General features: G+C 59.2%; 16 protein-coding genes. 11 read left to right on the plus strand and 5 right to left on the minus strand.

Annotated features, from left to right (window positions below; all coding sequences use genetic code 11):
- Positions 1-16: 16 nt before the first annotated feature.
- The gene (locus ACQY5P_RS05250) at positions 17-1,282 is read right to left on the minus strand and encodes an aspartate kinase (RefSeq protein WP_428409794.1); all 1,266 of its coding nucleotides are present in this window, start codon (positions 1,280-1,282) and stop codon (positions 17-19) included.
- 145 nt (positions 1,283-1,427) lie between these two features.
- Here ACQY5P_RS05250 and ubiG point away from each other — a divergent pair, with 145 nt between their 5' ends.
- Both ubiG and ACQY5P_RS05260 read left to right on the plus strand, forming a co-directional pair.
- On the plus strand, positions 1,428-2,171 hold the full coding sequence (gene ubiG, locus ACQY5P_RS05255) for a bifunctional 2-polyprenyl-6-hydroxyphenol methylase/3-demethylubiquinol 3-O-methyltransferase UbiG (RefSeq protein WP_428410635.1): 744 nt from the start codon (positions 1,428-1,430) through the stop codon (positions 2,169-2,171).
- A gap of 158 nt (positions 2,172-2,329) precedes the next feature.
- Complete coding sequence (locus ACQY5P_RS05260) at positions 2,330-2,785, plus strand: hypothetical protein (protein ID WP_428409795.1); 456 nt, start codon at positions 2,330-2,332, stop codon at positions 2,783-2,785.
- Between the two features lie 12 nt (positions 2,786-2,797).
- On the opposite strand, the gene ACQY5P_RS05265 is transcribed toward ACQY5P_RS05260, so the two are convergent.
- The gene (locus tag ACQY5P_RS05265) at positions 2,798-3,679 is read right to left on the minus strand and encodes a tetratricopeptide repeat protein (RefSeq protein WP_428409796.1); all 882 of its coding nucleotides are present in this window, start codon (positions 3,677-3,679) and stop codon (positions 2,798-2,800) included.
- A gap of 102 nt (positions 3,680-3,781) precedes the next feature.
- The gene (locus ACQY5P_RS05270; RefSeq protein ID WP_428409797.1) at positions 3,782-4,441 is read right to left on the minus strand and encodes an ATP-dependent Clp protease proteolytic subunit; all 660 of its coding nucleotides are present in this window, start codon (positions 4,439-4,441) and stop codon (positions 3,782-3,784) included.
- Between the two features lie 121 nt (positions 4,442-4,562).
- Between ACQY5P_RS05270 and ACQY5P_RS05275 the strand changes: the two genes are divergently transcribed.
- From ACQY5P_RS05275 to ACQY5P_RS05310, 8 genes are all read left to right on the plus strand, one after another.
- Positions 4,563-5,234, plus strand: coding sequence for a nitroreductase (locus ACQY5P_RS05275; protein WP_428409798.1), 672 nt, complete (start codon positions 4,563-4,565; stop codon positions 5,232-5,234).
- 54 nt (positions 5,235-5,288) lie between these two features.
- Positions 5,289-5,522: a hypothetical protein gene (locus ACQY5P_RS05280; protein ID WP_428409799.1), complete on the plus strand. Its 234-nt coding sequence runs from the start codon at positions 5,289-5,291 to the stop codon at positions 5,520-5,522.
- 45 nt (positions 5,523-5,567) lie between these two features.
- Positions 5,568-6,089, plus strand: coding sequence for an SRPBCC family protein (locus tag ACQY5P_RS05285; protein WP_428409800.1), 522 nt, complete (start codon positions 5,568-5,570; stop codon positions 6,087-6,089).
- Positions 6,086-6,868, plus strand: coding sequence for an exodeoxyribonuclease III (xth, locus tag ACQY5P_RS05290; RefSeq protein WP_428409801.1), 783 nt, complete (start codon positions 6,086-6,088; stop codon positions 6,866-6,868). Before ACQY5P_RS05285 ends, xth begins: the two co-directional genes overlap by 4 nt.
- A gap of 103 nt (positions 6,869-6,971) precedes the next feature.
- Complete coding sequence (locus ACQY5P_RS05295) at positions 6,972-8,633, plus strand: FG-GAP repeat domain-containing protein (protein ID WP_428409802.1); 1,662 nt, start codon at positions 6,972-6,974, stop codon at positions 8,631-8,633.
- A gap of 736 nt (positions 8,634-9,369) precedes the next feature.
- Positions 9,370-10,458 carry an ATP-dependent DNA helicase gene (locus ACQY5P_RS05300; RefSeq protein ID WP_428409803.1) on the plus strand — a complete coding sequence of 363 codons (1,089 nt, stop codon included), beginning with the start codon at positions 9,370-9,372 and terminating at the stop codon, positions 10,456-10,458.
- Positions 10,459-10,496: 38 nt separating this feature from the next.
- Entirely contained in the window at positions 10,497-10,886 is a 390-nt protein-coding gene (locus ACQY5P_RS05305) for a DUF805 domain-containing protein (RefSeq protein ID WP_428409804.1), read from the plus strand.
- A gap of 40 nt (positions 10,887-10,926) precedes the next feature.
- Positions 10,927-11,427 (plus strand): PH domain-containing protein, encoded by a 501-nt coding sequence (locus ACQY5P_RS05310; RefSeq protein ID WP_428409805.1) that lies wholly within the window; start codon positions 10,927-10,929, stop codon positions 11,425-11,427.
- Here the strand turns inward: ACQY5P_RS05310 and ACQY5P_RS05315 are convergent.
- Positions 11,424-12,398, minus strand: coding sequence for a DUF3137 domain-containing protein (locus ACQY5P_RS05315; protein ID WP_428409806.1), 975 nt, complete (start codon positions 12,396-12,398; stop codon positions 11,424-11,426). The genes ACQY5P_RS05310 and ACQY5P_RS05315 overlap by 4 nt on opposite strands.
- 181 nt (positions 12,399-12,579) lie before the next feature.
- On the opposite strand from ACQY5P_RS05315, the gene ACQY5P_RS05320 reads away from it, so the two are divergent.
- Positions 12,580-16,089, plus strand: coding sequence for a response regulator (locus ACQY5P_RS05320; RefSeq protein ID WP_428409808.1), 3,510 nt, complete (start codon positions 12,580-12,582; stop codon positions 16,087-16,089).
- Here ACQY5P_RS05320 and ACQY5P_RS05325 read toward each other — a convergent pair whose 3' ends face one another.
- On the minus strand, positions 16,090-17,934 hold the full coding sequence (locus ACQY5P_RS05325; protein WP_428409809.1) for an ABCB family ABC transporter ATP-binding protein/permease: 1,845 nt from the start codon (positions 17,932-17,934) through the stop codon (positions 16,090-16,092). It abuts the gene before it with no gap.
- Between the last annotated feature and the right edge of the window lie 175 nt (positions 17,935-18,109).

An 18,109-nucleotide genomic window follows, 5' to 3' on the forward strand; every position in this document is an offset into this window, starting at 1 on the left:
GCGCGCGGGAGGCTCATTAGCCCCGCGCGGCCTGCGGCGTTTTATCAAGACCATAAGCGTCATGCAGCACGCGGACCGCATATTCGGCGGCGTCCGCATTTATCAGCACGCTGATCTTAATTTCGGATGTAGAGATATTCTGTATATTGATGCCTTTTTCCGCCAGCGCGCGGAACATGGTGGCGGCGACGCCGGCATGGGATTTCATGCCGAGACCTATAACGGAAACCTTGGCGACATTACGGTCGGACTGCATCGCCTTGAAGCCGATTTTCGGCTGCTCCTCGGATAGCACCTTCATCGCCCGGTCGAGCTCGCCCTCTTTCGTTGTGAAGGAGATGTTGGCGAACCCGGCCTCACGCGAAGCGCTCTGGACGATCATGTCGATATTGATGTTCGCCGCGGCGAGCGCATTGAAAATGCCCGCAGCCCGGCCCGGCTCGTCCGGCACGGCGAGAATTGTGACGCTCGCTTCGTTGAAATCGGGCGTAACGGTCGTGACGATGTTTTCTTCCACAATATCTTCCTCATCGCAGATGAGCGTGCCGGGGCCCGGCGCGTCGGGCGGGTCGAAACTCGATAACACCCGCACCGGCACATTATAGCGCATGGCGAGCTCAACCGAACGGGTCTGCAGCACCTTTGCGCCGACGGACGCCATTTCGAGCATCTCTTCAAACGAAATCTTGCCAATCCGGCGCGCCTGCTTGGTAAGGCGCGGATCGGTCGTATAGACGCCGTCCACATCCGTATAGATGTCGCAGCGCTCAGCCCCAATGGCGGCGGCGATCGCGACAGCCGAGGTGTCCGACCCGCCGCGGCCCAAGGTGGCGATGCGCCCGTCCGGCGCGATCCCCTGGAACCCGGCGCAGATCGCGATTTCGCCGCTGTCGATGGCCTCGCCCAGCGCCTCGCCCTCAATCTCGGCGATTCGCGCCTTGCCATGGGCCATGTCGGTTTTCAACGGAATCTGCCAGCCCTGCCAGGACCGCGCGCGATAGCCGAGATTTTGCATCACCAGCGCCAGAAGGCCGGACGTCACCTGCTCGCCCGAAGCGACGACGGCGTCATATTCTATATCGCGCGCGTCGAGCGCCGGCGCAGGCTCGCCAGCGTCGGCGCAGAGGCCCACAAGCCGGTTGGTCTCGCCCGCCATGGCCGAAACGACGACCGCAACGGAATGCCCCGCGTCCACTTCCCGGCGCACAAAAGCGGCCGCGGCGCGGATGCGGTCGAGATTGGCGACCGACGTGCCGCCGAATTTCATCACGATGCGGGCCATATTGCGCCTGCGAAACCATGTCCTCTTGCCCCCGCCAGCCGGAGGCGCAAATCTGGCGTATCTCTAGAAAGCAGCGCGCCGAGGCGCAAGCGAGGAAATTTCAAAAATGGCGCAGTCCGGGTTAACGAACGCAGGCAAAGACGCGATATCGCGCTCCGGCGTAACAACAATCGACCCGGACGAGGTCAAAAAATTCTCCGCCATCGCCGATGAATGGTGGGATCCGTTAGGCAAGTTCAAGCCGCTGCATAAATTCAATCCGGTCCGCCTCGCTTATATCCGCGACAATGTCTGCGCCCATTTCGGGCGCGACCGGCGGGCAAAAGCGCCGCTCGAAGGCTTGCGCCTTCTCGATATCGGCTGCGGCGGCGGGCTTGTCGCCGAGCCCATGCGCCGCCTCGGGGCGAGCGTCACGGCCATCGACGCGTCGGAGCGCAACATCAAGACGGCGATGGCCCATGCGGCGCCGCTCGGGCTCGATATCGATTACCGCGCGACGACAGTCGAAGCGCTTGCCGAAGAAAAGACCGACCCCTTCGACATCGTTCTTAATCTCGAAGTGGTCGAGCATGTCGCCGACGTCGATCTCTTTCTTCAGACCTCAGGCGCGCTGGTCAGACCCGGCGGCATGATGGTCATGGCGACGCTGAACCGAACGCTGAAAGCGCTGGCGCTCGCCAAGATCGGCGCCGAATATGTGCTGCGCTGGCTGCCGGCCGGCACGCACGATCCGCGCAAATTCGTCAAACCCGACGAAGCGAAATCGGCGCTGACGCGCGCCGGCCTAACCGTCACCGCGGAAGCAGGCGTCACCTATAATCCCCTGATGGACATCTGGCGCATCGGCGATGATACGAGCGTCAATTACATGCTGATAGCGGTGAAATAAAACTCTCCCGAAAGCGACGGAATGGCGGCGCCCGTCCGTTTGAGCCAGTGATGCCCGCTGGGGGCGTCAAAACTGAGAGCGTTCAAGGCGCGGCGAAATCGAACGAACGCCGCCGCGCCTTGAACAATCTTACTGGCATTCCGTTCGGGAGACTGTGCATGACCTTCAAAAAATCTTTTCCAGCGCTGGCGCGCATGGCCGGCGCAGCGTTGGCGCTCGGTGTGATCACAACAGGTTTCGCTTCAGCCCAGGAACCGCGGGAGCGCCCGCCCCTGACCGACGAACAGCGCGCGCAGATGGCGGAGCGGCTCGAAGAAATTCAGACGCGCCTCAATCTCAGCGAGGCGCAACGCACCGAGCTCGAGCCGGTCTTGCGCAGGAATTTTGAAAAGCGCGCGGAGATTCTGAAACGATATGGCGTAAGCAAAGACGGAAATAGCCGTCTTGGATTCAAAAAAGCGCGCGCGCTGAAAAACGATCTTGAAAAAGCAAGAAAAACCAATGAGGCTGAGGTCGCCCGAATTCTCGATGAGCGGCAGATGGCCGAATACCGGAAAATTCAGGAAGAAACCCGTGAAGAATTCCGCCAGCGCATGCGCGAGCGCCGATCCTGATCTGAAGGCCGGTTATTCGTCTTCAGCTTTTTTCGTGTAGAGTCCGTCAAACACCGTCGTCCAGCTCACGCCGTCATCGGTTGACGTTTCCCAGTGCTGGCGCACGCTGCCGTCGTCGTTCGGCGTCCAGGTGATGCGGTTGATGGTTTCCGACTCCACCAGCCCCTTGTCTGACATCACCATGGCGCCATCTTCAAGCCCGCCTTTGAGATAAAGCGCGTTTCCCGCGTTCGCCATCCAGGTCTGATGCCAGTGTTTGTCATTGCTGTCGTAGAAATTGATGCTCATCCCGGTGAAACCGCCGGCATTATATTGTTCGAGCACGACGCAGCCGCCATGCTCCGACGAAATGTTGTTGGTCGCGGAAGGTCCGCTTGCGCCAGCCGCGGTCACGTCCCAGGTCCCGAGCCAGAAATCGAAGTGCCGGTACTCGGGATCGGTGCATGGCGTCAGCGCGTCCACCACGGCAATGAATTTCTTGTCTTCGGCAAGCGGCGCAAACTCCGCCGTGTTCTTCACAAACCCGCCCGGCACGCCGCCGGTTTCCGCCAGCGTCTCCAGCATGGCGAGCGCCTTTTTCTTTTTGCCCGCCGACATATAAAGCCGCGCCAGATGATATTGCGCTGACCCCCGGCTCGCGAAGCCGTTATCCTGCGCCTTTAGATAATTCTTTTCAGCGTCGTCATATTGTCCGAGTTCATGTTGCGCGCGGGCGAGATAATAAAGATAGCTGGCGTTATCGCTGTCGGTTTCGAGAAGCGCGCCATAGGCCTCCGCTGTTCCTTCCCAGTCCTGCGCGGCATATTTCGCCGAGGCTTCTTCCTCAGTCTGAGCGAAAGACGGCCCCGCAAACATCGCGAGGCTCAACATCGCTGCAGCGCAAAATGATTTCATGGCGGGCTCCCCTGCAAACAGACCTATTCACTAGCACTGTTTTACAACCGATAGGAGCACTCCGGCGAAATTCGCAATTCCGGCCACGTCAACAAAGCGCGACTATTCCAGCGCCGTGACGATGTTGGACCCTTGCTCCACAAGCTCTTCAGCGGAATAAAACAAATCTCTTCCCTTCCATTCTTGCGCGAGCTTGTCGCGCCAGATCGGGTTCATGGGCGAATTGACAAAATAGATTTCAAAGAACCGGTTGCTCATGAGGTCGCGCTCGAATTTCGGCTGATCCACTTTCTCACCGGTGAAAAAGTCATAGGCGGTTGGTTCGTGAAACATGAACCGCGAATTCGGAGCAGCCGTGCGTTCCTCGCCCTGCAGGAAAATCGGCACGCACATGGAGTAACAGGCGCGGCGCGACCGCACCCGCGTATCCACGATATGCGTTCGCTTCATGCGGTCGATGACGCGGATCACCTGCTCGCCCTCCGCAATGGCGCCCCCGGGCGAATGCAGATCGATGACGACCCGCGAGCCTTCATCCTTCCATTCCCGCCAGGCTTCTTCGAAGCGTTTCGCCATAGGCGCCTCCACCTGATCGCGCCAGGTGAAGACGATGGTCTCGGGATCGCTCCTGTCTCGAGCGACGCTGAGATCGCCCCGGCCGAGAAAAATCAGCTCCTCATTGCGCGCAATCAGGAACGCCGTCGCCGCCAGCATCAGCACCGTGGCGAGCGTCATCAACCGGTTTTTCAGTCTCTGGGTCACTGCAGTCTACGCTTGTCCGCCCCCGAAGGCGGCTTCATTCTCGGCAGGGATTGGCTCCATTTTTCGTAAAATGCGCATTGGCGCGGCGGAGAACAAGGCCGCTCTTATAGGAACGTCTGAAATGAATGTGATCGAAGCCGTCAAGACACGCATTTCCACCCGCGCTTTTCTGGAGAAGCCCGTCAGCGAGGATCAGGTGCGCGAGATTCTGGAAATCGCTCGCTGGGCGCCCTCAGGCGGCAATCTTCAGCCCTGGCGCGTCCATGTCGTGATGGGCGCGGGCCGCGACCGCCTCGTCGAAACCGTCAAGAAAGCCATCGCCGAAAATCCCCTCGCCAATGAATCCGAACTTGCGATCTATCCGCCAAAGCTCGGCGAGCCCTGGCGCACGCGGCGTTTCGAATTGGGCGAAGCCATGTACGAACTGCTTGGCATTCCGCGCGAGGACAAGCCGGCGCGCATTCAACAGCTGATGCGCAATTATGAATTTTTCGGCGCGCCTGTCGGCCTCTTCTTTTCCCTCGATCGGCAATTCGACAAGGGCCAGTGGGCGCATCTCGGCATGTTCATGCAGACCATCGCCCTTGCCGCCGCGGAAAAAGGCCTCGCGACCTGCATGCAGGAGGCGTGGGCGGCCCGCGCCAGGACCGTGTCGGAATTTCTCGGTCTTGCTGGGAACGAGCAGCTCTATTGCGGCATGGCGCTCGGTTACGCCGATCCGGGCGCAAAAGTGAATGCGCTGCGCGCGGCGCGCGCCGGCGTCGATGAGTTCACGACATTCGTGACCGACTGACGCGGCGGAACCCCCTCTCTCCAGCTGTTGTTTGCATACGGAAAGGAGAGAACCATGGGACAATGCGCGACCTGCGGAAACGACTATGACAAATCGTTCGACATCGTCAGGGACGGAGAGAAATACACTTTCGACAGCTTCGAATGCGCCATTCAGAAGCTGGCGCCCCAATGCGACCACTGCGAGTGCCGCATTATCGGCCACGGCCTTGAGGCTGACGGCGTCTTTTACTGCTGCGACCATTGCGCCGAAGCAGCGGGCGTGAAAGGTCTGAAAGACCGGATTTGAAGCTGTTCGCGCTTTTTTGCGCGGCCAAACTGCGATAAGGCCGGGATGTCGGCGATCCGCGCCGATTTGCGAGAGGCTCTTGAGCTCATGCCGGTTCAGATTTCAGTGAGCGAAACGGTGCGCGCTCCCTTGAGCGCTGTCTTCGATGCCGCGACGCAGATCGACGCCCGCGAACTTATCCGGCCGCATGGGATCATGCCGGGCGTTGTCAACGTGGAAGGCCATGATGCGCCCTGGTCCGCGCTCGGCGAAGTCCGCCGCCACAAACTCTCCGACAAATCGAGCGTCAGGGAAGAACTCGTCGCCTTCACCCGTGACGAAACCTTCGCCTATCGCCTCACTGAGTTCACCGGCCACTTCGCACCGCTCGTTAAATCGGCGCGCGCCGACTGGCATTTTACGCAGCGCACCGCGCGCGTAACCAAGATCGACTGGACCTATTCCTTCACGCCGCAAAGCATGGCGGCCGAACCCGTTCTATGGTTCATTGTAAAACTCTTCTGGCCCGGCTATCTGAAGAGCGCCCTCGCCCGCGTCAAAGAAAAAGCCGAAACAAACACCGCATGAAAATCGCCAGCTTCAACGTCAACTCCATCAACGCCCGACTGCCCCGCATTCTCGAATGGTTCGACAGCGCCAAACCCGATGTGGCGGTGTTGCAGGAAATCAAATGCGTCGATGAAAAATTTCCGGCGCTCGAATTCGAGGATCGCGGTTATAATGTCGAGGTCCACGGACAGAAGACTTATAACGGCGTCGCCCTTCTGTCGAAATATCCTATCGACGATGTCATGCGCGGCCTTCCCGAAGGCGACGGCGACGACCAGTCCCGCTACATCGAGGCGCTGGTGATGCCCGACGATGCCGAGCCGGTGCGTGTGGGCGGGCTTTATCTTCCAAACGGCAATCCCGCGCCGGGTCCGAAATACGACTACAAGATGAGCTGGATGAAGCGACTCAAAAAACACGCGCGCAACCTGCTTGAGAATGAAGAAGCCTTCGTCCTTGCGGGCGATTACAATGTCATTCCGCAGCCCGAAGACGCGCATGATCCCAAAGCCTGGGTCGGCGACGCCCTCTTCCTGCCGGAGACGCGCGCGGCGTTCCGCGAGCTTTTAAATCTCGGGCTTACCGACGCGATCCGTCAGGCAAACCCGACCGCGCCTTGCTTCACCTTCTGGGATTATCAGCGCGGCGCGTGGGAGAAGGACAACGGCATCCGCATCGACCACCTGCTCCTGAGCCCGCAGGCCGCCGACCGCTTCAAGGATGCGGGCGTCGACCGAAAAGAACGCGGCAAGGAGAAGCCGTCCGACCATGTGCCTGTGTGGGTAGAGTTGAGTTAGCCTAAACTCTGGCGCGCCAGCGGAACGAAGTCTGGCGCAAGATTATCTGTTCATAGTGGAGAGCCGTGCGTTCAAATTTCACCAATTTGATGGAGGGAGACTTATGCGCCGACTTACGACCGCCTTGATGGCGGCGGCCCTGGCGAGCAATACAGCCGCAGCACAGACAATTGATCCCCGCTACGATGTCGCCGATGGCTGGGATTACAGCATTCTCGACACCTATGTTCCGCACCCGGGCGATCCTGACAAGAACTGGATGAAAACCAATTTCGGGGTCGTGCAGGACCATAAAGCGGAAGTCGCACCCCGGGACAGCGCTTACGGCTACAGCGGCGCGCGCGGAGCGGACGGAAGCCGCGTCGCCGATGTGGATAATGACGACGCCCATCTCTTGGACGTGCTGACCGTCTATGAAGGGTCGAAGGAGCTTTTTGTTTATTTGAACGATTGGAATGGAAAGCACTACAACGCCGTCTACCGCCAGAAGATCGGCGATGGATGCGGTGCGTCCGAGGAAGCGATTTTCTTTGACTTCGACGGCGACGGAAAACCCGACATTGTGTGCGCCGCGACAAAGGAAGGCGGCGGCGTCACAGGAGACCGCATCTATGTTTACTTCAACCTGATCGGGACTGAAGCATGCCCCAAGGCCGTCCAATCCACCGGGAAGGATGCGTCGGCCTGCTGGAGCTCGAAAGGCGCCGTCGTCGGCGCCGAAACGCCGCACAAGAAGTGGTATCGCATCGGCGGCGACATGGGCTCGATCGACTTCAACAACGACAACTGCCCGGATCTTGTCATCGGCTCCGCCAATGGCGACGTCGGCGTTCTGTGGTGTCCGCCGAGCGACCGCAAGACGCCAGCCTCCTGGGTATACCAGGAGATTCCTTGGGACGCTGACGACGGAGAGGTTCAGCGTCTCATGACCATGACGTATCCCATCAAAGGCGTGCCTTACACATGGCTCATCTGGTCGGTGAAATCCCCGAATGCCGGCGTTTACGCGTCGAAATATTTCCCGAATGAACAAAATCCGGCGCAGCCCGGATTGTTTTCCAAGCCCGTTGAGATCGTCGACGGCGTAAAATCGATGGAGTTCGACATTGGCGAGATCGACGGCGCCGACGCCAACGGAGACAGCTATCCAGATCTTGTTCTGCCGACACGCGGGGATACCGGCGGCGTCGGCCTGGTGCGCGTCTATTTCGGCGCGCCCGGACTTGTGGCCCCATGGTTTCAGCAAACGCCTCTGATCCTGACGCCGGCATGGGAGTCAGCGCTTTGCAACCGATTGCGCACCTACAATGTCGTGAAAGGCGCGGCGATCGGCGATATCTGGAACAATCCCAACGCTCCGTCGGGGAAGACATATAATGAAATTGTCATCATGGGGCGCGGTTGCCCTTACGCCTCAAATGGCTTTTTCTATTTCGACCCCGGAAGCGACGATCCCGCTCCAACCAATCCGGCGAATTACGTCTGGCGCTCGCTGACCAATCAGGCGGGCAACATTTTTCAGGATCAGGAAGTCGAGAAATGGGACCGACCGCAACTGGCGGACATGGACTGCGACGGCGATCTTGACGTCATTAGCGCCGATGAAGAAGGCGACTGGTACGACACGTTCCGCAACGGCGTGAACGACCCCAATCCTGTTCGCACCGGGGACGATCCCAATGATTACGGCGTCGGCACGCTGATTTTCTGGAACCCGACTGTCACCGCGTCGGAACCGGGCTGCGCGGCTCCCATGCCGAACTAACAAGGCGTTTGGTCCAATACGATGCAGGAGGAGAGCAAGGCTTGCGCGCCGGGCTCTCCTCCTTAACAAATTCGCTTATGAGCGCCCATCCCCTATCCATGCAGCAGCTGGAAAGGTGAAGGCGTCGACCGAAAAGAATGCGGCAAGGACAAGCCATCCGGCCAGGGGCCGGGGGTGGAGTTGAGTTAAAAAAAGAGCTGAACTGCAGTTATTCCAAAGGAGCTATTTCTACTTCCCGAAAGTCGCTCAACGTACATTGGCCGCGCCATGGTCTAACATCATTCTTCGCATAAATGCGAATAAGATTATTCTTACAGACATTTGCTGAGTTTAGAAGCAACCGAACGTTTATCTGTACGTTGGGGTCGTAAAAGCATTCGCTTTGAGTCGTATTGAGAAAGAGTTTTCCTTCAGACTCAAAAAGAAAAGTGTCCTGAGCCACTGGCGTGATCGCTTTAATCTTCCTGTATCTGAGACAAATGCGCCTTTCCCCAGTTTCCTTCAGTCTAAGCATTGATGTTTCCACAGTCACATCAGATTTGACATCTGGGTCGGAGCCGGAAGTATCGGCGTGATCTGTTTGCACAGCGTTTGCTGCGCCCAAATAGCTGAGCGAAGCACCCGCAAGTATTGAGTATAGCCATAATCTCATCCAGGCATATTCACTGGAGTATAAATCATTGGCAAGAGACGATAGAGCTGTTGAAAATTCGCCTAATGTCCGCAATAGAGTCTCATGAACTGGTCTCCCGAACAGGATAACGCCCTTCTCGCTGTCGACCGCTGGCTGAAAGACCGCGACCGTCAGGTCTTCCGCCTGTTCGGCTATGCGGGCGCGGGAAAAACCACCATGGCGCGCCACATCGCGGAGAACGCCGGCGGCGACGTCGCCTTTGCGGCCTTCACCGGCAAGGCGGCGCATGTGATGCGCCAAAAGGGGTGCGCCGGCGCGACGACCATTCATTCCCTTATCTATCGCCCCTCCGGCGGCGACGAGGAGGAAGGCGAGCCCTCCTTCACCATCCGCTACGACGCGCGCGCCGCCGACGCCGATCTCATCATCATCGACGAATGCTCCATGGTGGATGAGGAGCTTGGCCGAGACCTCCTCTCGTTCAATAAGCCCGTCCTCGTGCTCGGCGATCCGGCGCAGTTGCCCCCGGTCAAGGGCGGCGGCTTTTTCACCGAAGGCGAGCCCGATTTCATGCTGACGGAAATCCATCGCCAGGCGGCGGATAATCCGATCATCCGCCTTTCCATGGCGATCCGCGAAGGGGAGCCTTTCGACGAACAATCGGACGAATGCCGCCTCATCTCCCGGCGCGACATTGAGACCGAAGAAATCATGGCGGCCGACCAGATTCTCGTCGGCGCCAACAAGACGCGCAAGCGTTACAATGACCGCCTGCGTGAGCTGCACGGATTCTCAGACACCTCTCCCGAAGCTGGAGAAAAACTCGTCTGTCTGCGGAACAACAAGAAAAAGGGCCTCTTGAACGGCGGCATCTGGACGGTGAAGCAGCGCATGAGCCCGCGCGGCGGGCGCGTGCGGTTTTCCGTATCGCCGGAAGAAGGCGGCAAGGCCGTTAATGTCACCGTCCCGCGCGCCTTTTTCACCGACGGGCCGGAAGCCGTGCCATGGCCGCAGCGCAAGGGCGCGGACGAATTCGACTATGGCTACGCCCTTACCGTTCACAAGGCGCAAGGCTCGCAATGGGACAATGTGGTGCTGTTCGACGAAAGCTACATGTTCCGCGAACATGGGGCGCGCTGGCTCTATACGGGCGTCACAAGGGCGGCGGAACGGCTGACGCTCGTCCGCTGAACGCTCCTTGCAAGGAGCGCGAACCGCTTTAAAGTCGGATGTTCCGACCTCAAAAGGAGGGCGTCATGGATTTCATGCAGGCGGTCAAAACGGTTCTCAACAACTACGCCAACTTTGACGGCCGTTCCGGCCGGGCTGAGTTCTGGTGGTGGATACTGGCCTATATCGTCGGCTATGTCCTCGTGACGGCGGTCAGCCGCACGTTCGGGATGGGAGGACTTTTGGGCTGGGTCTACTGGCTCGCGCTCGTCGTTCCGAACGTCGCCGTGGGGATCAGGCGCTTCCACGACATCGGCAAGCCGGCGCTCTGGGTGATCCTTTTGTTCATCCCGCTCGTGAATCTAGTCATCGCCCTCATCTTCCTCACCAAGCCGTCGGACGGGCCGAACGCCTACGGCCCCGGCCCGCAGCCCCCGGCGGTGGTCTAAAAAGCCGTCCAGGCAACTTTTGAGAAGATTTGGTGTTCCTGTGACGCAACCAGCGGCAGGCGACGCCATGTCTTATGTAAAATCCAGCCTCGGTTCGGACGAGGAGATTCTGATGATCGCCCGCTTCCCGTGGCCCTATCATGTGGCCGCGTGGGGCGCCTTGCTGCTGCTCGGCATCGTCGGCGTCGGCATTCTCATCTGGGTGTTGATGATGGTGCACTTTGCAACCACGGAATCGGCGCTGACTACCCGCCGGATCGTTTATAAAAAGGGATTGTTCACGCGCGAAACCATGGAGCTCGGCGTTTCGACCTTGGAGCAGATTGAACTGCATCAAGGGTTCTGGGGCCGCATCTTTGGCTTCGGCGTGGTTGAAGTCTCCGGCACCGGCGACAGCGAGATCCGCACCCATCCCATGGCCAACCCGGTGAAGTTTCGCCGCATGGTGACGGATGCGCGCTCGCGCGACCGCGCCGTCATAGTGGAACATTCCGAACAGCCTGCGCCAGAAAACGGCCGACGGCTGCGTCACGCGGTTTAACCCGGACGCACAGCATCCACGCTGAAAGCGCCGTCAAGACGGCCGTCGATGCGTTTCAAGAGAACATCAGTCAGATCGAAAATAAGATCGAATTCGTGGAGAATGCGGTCGACGCGGGACGGTCCTTCCAGCGGCGCGAACATCGATCCCATATTCAGCTTGTCGCCGGTCTCGAGCGCAAGACAAAGCTTCCCGCCCGTGAAAGCCGCGCGCAATTTCGCGCCGTTGAAAAGCCGGTCGAGCTCTTCAAACCGCTCCAGCACTAGAGGATCGAGCAGCTCGCGCGCCTCCACCTGATCGGTGGACCATGCCTCGAAAATCTTCTCGAATTGCGGCGAGACGATGCCAACATTCTGAAACTCGCGGCCGGGCTTGCCGAGACGGTTCAAAATCCCCGCGTCGCGGCGCACGACCGTCTCGCCCAGGAATTTCTTGTGATAATCGATGACGAGCAATTGGCCGTGAAAGACGGTGCGCGTCGATGAATTCTTGCCGCTGGACTTGTATTTCAGATGCGCTTCGCAAAAAACGAACTCCGCTCCGTGCCGTGCGCCGCGGACTTCGTCCTCCCAGCTTTCCCGATTGAATGATGGGACCAGTTTCAACCTGTCATAATCGGCGAAATAGGAAGGCCGTCCGATGTTCCGGCGATAGGCATAGCCGAGCTTGCCGCAAATCCGTTGCAACAATCCGCCGGTGATATCGCCTCTTGTCTTGTTGACGCGCCAGGTCGCGGCGGCAAGGCCCATCATGCCCGTAATGACGCCGGCCTGAATATTCCCGTCGCCGAACGGAGCGTAGCGAAACACGGCGAAAGCTGCGACCGCCGCGGCGATAATGATCAGCCCGGCCTGCATCACGGCCTGCTGGCGCGCATCCTCCTTGGCGCGCAGATAGGGCGCGATCTCGCTTTCGTAAAAACCGGAGAGTCCTGAAAATTCCTCGCGCGCAGATGGCGGCGTGATGCTCATCTCTCTTCCCCTTTGGCTCCCTCAACCCTGATAGGAAATTGTTAACTCTTCTTTTCCGCAGGACGCCAGCGGCCTTTCATGAAAATATGGCTTTGTAAAGCCAGGTCATTTGCGCCAGCTAAACGGCCAGTTAACCAAGATTCAAGAAACTGCCGGACACAATATCCGGAGCCTCCATCCGATGCAAAAAATGCTAGGGAAGATCGCCGTTCTTCTGGGCGCGCCAGGCGAAAATACGCCTGACGTTGTCATCGACCGGCAAATGCGGGAGCTGAAACAGCAACTGCCCCGCGTGCTTGCCGGGATCGGCGTCACATCCGCGCTTATCGGCTACCGGTTTTTCGAGCAATCCGAAACAGTCATCCTGCTCAGCCTCGGCGTTTATATCGCTTTCCTGGCATACCGCATTCCGGCCTGGATGCGCCTCGACATCAATGCCATGTCGCCCGAAAACAAGCGCCGGCACATGCACGCCGTGCCTTTCGTTTCGGCCGGGCTTGCACTCGCCTGCATCTCGCTCGCGATTTATCTCGCTCAGTTTTCCAGCAAACTGGACCTCATCATGCTCGGCCTCTGGTGCCTTTATTCCGGCGTCGCGAGCGGCATGGGACTCACGGCGCTGCCGCGCACCTCCAGCGTGCCGCTAGTTATCTGTGTGCTTCCATTTACGCCGATTATGTTTTTGTCCGGCGACAACGACCTCATGATTATGGGCGGCGTCATGCTAACTGGCGCCCTCATCGCGCATTTTCACAACAATCACTTCGGCCGTGTCCTCGCCGAAATCTCCATCAGCAAGCAGGCCGTGGAACAACATGCGGAACGCGCCGCAATGCGCTTCCGGAATTTCGTGGAAAACGCTTCGGATTGGGCCTGGGAATTCAATGCAAAAGGTGAGCTTGTCTATATCTCGCCGAATTTCGAAAGAATCACAGGGCGCTCGCCCGCGCACAGGATCGGCACTTACGGCCTCAATCTGTCGCAGCTCGACAACGGCAAATCCATCAAAGCCGAAGAAAAGTTCATTGCGCTGTTCGAAAAACGCCTGCCTATCGAAGGGTTGCGTCATAACGTCATGAAAGCGAATGGCGACGTCATGTGCGTCGCCGAATTTGCGATGCCCCAATTCGACAATAACGGCGTCTTCACCGGCTATGTCGGCTGGTCGAAAGATATTACCGACCAAGCGGCGGCGGAAGAGCGGCTGCGCGACAGCGAGGCGCGTTACCGCGATTTCGCAGAGACCGCCGGCGACTGGGTCTGGGAAATCGACGCGGATTTACGTTACACGCACATCTCCGATCGCGCGAGAGAAGTCACCGGCGTCGACCACTCCAGTTTCATCGGCAAGAAAATGGCCATGACCGGCAACAAGGTCAGCGAGGAGGCCTGGGCCGAATTACGCGAGACCATCCGCCAGCGAAAGCCCATTAATGGGTTCATTTCGTGCGTTGACTTCGACAATGGGCGATCGGTCTGGATCGAAAGCAGCGCCAAACCTGTTTTTGGCGACGATGGAGAATTCAAAGGCTATCGCGGCGTCGCCCACGACATTTCCGAAAGCATGAAAGCGCGGGTCGCCGCAGATGAGGCGCGCAAAAAACTTGAGGAGACAAACGCCAATCTTGAAGAACTGGTGCGTGTGCGCACCGAGGACATCGCCGAAAAATCACAGCTCATGGCCGAAGTGCTGGAATCCATGGCGCAAGGGGTCGTCGTTATCGACGACAGCTATACGATCATCGAGCTCAATGAAAAAGCGTGGCGCATATCGGGCCTGCCGAAAGACGCCTGGGCCATCGGCAGCGATCTCAGGACGCTTCTCGATCTCGGCATCAAGCATGGCATGTATGAGTATGCGACGGTCAATGAATATTTTGAAGATTGCGAAGCCGCCCTTAACGCCGGTGAAGATTTCCGCGCCACTCGCCGTCAGAAAGACGGTGTGATTATCGAAGAAAGCGTCCGCCGCCGTCCCTATGGCGGCCTCGTCATCACCTATCGCGACATCACGCAGCAGCAAATCCGCGAGGATGAATTGCGCGCGCTTTCGGAGCAGTTGCGCGCCTCGAAAGAAGAAGCGGAGGGGGCGAACCGCGCAAAGTCGGAATTCCTCGCCAATATGAGTCATGAAATCAGGACGCCCATGAACGGCGTTATCGGCATGGCCTCACTGTTGCTCGACACGAAGCTCGATGAAAATCAGGCCGACATGGCGCGCGTCATTGTCAGCTCCGGCGACGCGCTCCTCAAGATCATCAATGACATTCTTGATTTCTCCCGTCTCGAAGCCGGAAAGCTGCGCCTCGTCAAAGAGCAATTCAGGCTGCGCGAATGCGTTGAAGACGTCGCGACGCTCCTTTCGCTCCCGGTGGAAGAGAAAAATCTTGAACTGATGGTGCGCTACGATCCGGAAGTCGATCGCCACTTCATCGGCGATCCGGGCCGGCTGCGCCAGGTCATCACCAACCTTGTGGGCAACGCTGTCAAGTTTACGGAAAAAGGTCATATCCTTGTCGAGGTCGGCGGCGTGCGCCGGGGCGAGATCGCCGACGTCGCCATCGCCGTCACCGACACAGGCTGCGGCATTCCCGAACAGAAGCTGAAAGCGATTTTCGAGGAGTTCGAACAGGTCGACGGGTCCGCCGCGCGCAAGCACAACGGCGCCGGGCTCGGCCTCGCCATCAGCAAGAAGATGATCGAGGCCATGGGCGGCGACATTTCCGTCGAAAGCGAAATCGGGAAAGGCTCCACCTTCCGCATTCGCCTCCCGCTCGCTATCGATGACAGCGCGCCCATGGAGATCGCAGTTTCTGAAGCCTCATTCGCCGGCAAGCGCGCCATCATCGTCGACGACAACGCGGTGAACCGCACGATCCTAAAAGAACAACTCGCGTCATGGGGGCTCGCCGCCGACGTCGCCGAAAGCGCGGAAGAGGCCCTGAAGATGCTGCGCGCCGCCGCTGCGGGAGCGGACCCTTACGCCATCGGCATTCTCGACTTTCAGATGCCGGGCGCCGACGGCATCGAACTCGCGCGCATCATCAAAAGCGACAGGAAGGTCGCGCAGACCCCGCTGGTGCTCCTCACCTCCGCTGGACGCAAGGGCGATCCATCGGGCCTAGCGGGCGATCTCTTCTCCGCCTATCTCGTCAAGCCTGCGCGCTCCTCCATGCTGCTCGACGCGATACTGACCGCCTTGAATGACGGCGCCGTCGCGCAACTCCGGACCAAAACCGAAGCGCTCGCTGTTGCTGCCAATCCGAATGGCTGTCCCTTCACAGCGGACGGATCGCCCCTCAACGTCCTCGTCGCCGAAGACAACATCGTCAATCAGATGGTGATCAAGGCGATGCTGGAGAAGCTCTCCTGCGATGTCGCCATCGCATCAAACGGCCGGCTGGCGGTTGAGAAATATCAGGAGCGTAAACCCGACATCGTGCTCATGGACATGTCCATGCCTGAAATGGACGGGTCTGAGGCGACCGCGCATATCCGCAAGCTGCAGGAAAACGCCGGCGCCTATGCGCCGATCATCGGGGTTACGGCCCATGCGCTGCGCGAGGACCGTCAGCGCTGCATCGACGCCGGTATGGACGATTATCTCCCGAAGCCAGTCAAACAGGATGCGCTCGAGACGGTCATCGCCCGGTGGACCCGCGCGCAAACCCCAAAAAGCGCAAAAGCCTAACTAACGCCCGCGCGCCATTTGCAGCTCCAGCCCTTCGAGCGCACCCTCGCTCGCCTGGCTCTGGCGCCGCCACAGCGCCGCATAAAGCCCGTCCTTCGCGATCAGTTCGTGATGACGGCCCTGTTCGACGATTTCGCCATTATCGAAAACAAGAATCGTATCGGCGCCGGCGATTGTCGAGAGGCGGTGCGCCACGGCGATGGTCGTCCGTCCGCGCGCCGCTTCTTTCAGCGCTGCCTGCACTTCCTGCTCCGTGGTTGAATCGAGCGACGACGTCGCTTCGTCAAGAATGAGGATCGACGGATCGAGAAGGATCGCGCGGGCGACGCCGACGCGCTGTTTTTCACCGCCTGAAAGCTTGAGGCCGCGCTCGCCGACTTTAGTGTCGAGCCCCGCCGGCAGGCTATCGATAAAGCCGCGCAATTGCGCCCGCTCCGCCGCGGCCATGATCTCCGCATCGCTCGCGTCGAGCCGCGCATAGGCGAGATTGAAGCGCAGCGTGTCGTTGAAAAGCACCACCTCCTGCGGCACGAGGCCAAGAGCGGCGCGCAAAGACTGCTGCGACACGTCGCGAATATCCTGTCCGTCGATGCGGATGCGTCCCGTCACCGGATCGTAAAACCGGAACAGAAGTTTCAGAACCGTCGACTTGCCGGCGCCGGACGGGCCCACGACGCCCACAAAGGCGCCGCCGGGCACGGTGAAAGAAACGTCTTTGAGCCCGCTCGCACGCCCTTCATGAGCGAAGGAGACATGCTCGAAGACAACTTCGCCGATTTTCGGAGTGAACGATGTCGCGTCTGGCGCGTCGGCGACTTCAGGTTTGCGATCCATCAGCGCAAACAGTTTTTCGATATCCACAGAGCCCTGTTTGATCTCGCGCCACGCCCAGCCGAGAATGTTGAGCGGGCGATAAATGTTGAACAGCATCAGGATGACGGCGGTCACGTCGCCGGCTTTCATGGTTCCGTTGAGCGCGCCATAGCCAGCCAGCAGCGCCGCCGCCAGAAGCCCGCCAGTCATGATGAGCTCCTGCCCGGCGTTCAGCACCGACAGGGACTGCTGCACCTTCACCATGTGGCCGTTATAGTCATCCATTGCGCGGTCATAGCGCGCCGCTTCGCGGTCTTCCGCGGCGAAGGCTTTCACCGTTTCGAAATTCGCCAGCGTATCGAGCGCGATGCCGCGCAGCCTTGTGTCCGCCTCGTTCATGGCCCGGCGCTGCTTGTTGCGCCATTCGGTGACAACGATCGTGAAGCCCGAATAGATGACGATAACGACGATAATCGTCAGGGAAAACTGAAGCCCGTAAACCACCGCCAGCACCACCGCGGCGAAGCAAAGCTCCACAATGGTCGGACCGATATTGAAGGCGAGAAAGCGGAAGAGATAATCCATGGCGCCGGCGCCGCGCTCAATGATGCGGTTCAAAGCGCCCGAACGCCGGGTCAGGTGGAACTGCAAGTCGAGATGCTGCGAATGGCGAAAGGCGTCTACGGCGAGCAGCCGCTGGGCGTCCTGAGTCACCGGCGAGAAAAATCCGTCGCGCACATAAGGAAGCGCGTTGGACGCGAAGCGCGCCGCGGCGAAGAGAATGAAGAACGCAGCGAAAGACAGCCCGGCTCTCGCCGCATCGCCGTCAATAATGCGATTGACCCCCTCGCCCATGAACACCGGGGCGATCACCGCAAAGCCCTTGGAGACGACGGTCACGATAAAGGCGAGCGCGATCCGGAAACGCCATTTGGCGAGCTCAGGCCGTAGCAGCACCTTGAACATGCGCGCGATGGATTTCCCGAATGGGGACGGCTCTGAAACGAATTCCTGATCGAGTTCTGCGGACATGGGTCGCAAAATGGGGTCGAAATATCGGAAAAGCTAGTCCGGGCCCCGGAAAACATGCCCCATCCCGGGACATTACATTTAGGCCTCATCAATCTTCCGTTAACACCAGCGCCACCTAAAGTTGCTATAATTGTAGAAACTTTATAAAGCGCCGGATGGGGAGGTCCGGACGCCC

The organism is Hyphococcus sp., from assembly GCF_965267305.1.
GTDB lineage: Bacteria > Pseudomonadota > Alphaproteobacteria > Caulobacterales > Parvularculaceae > Hyphococcus.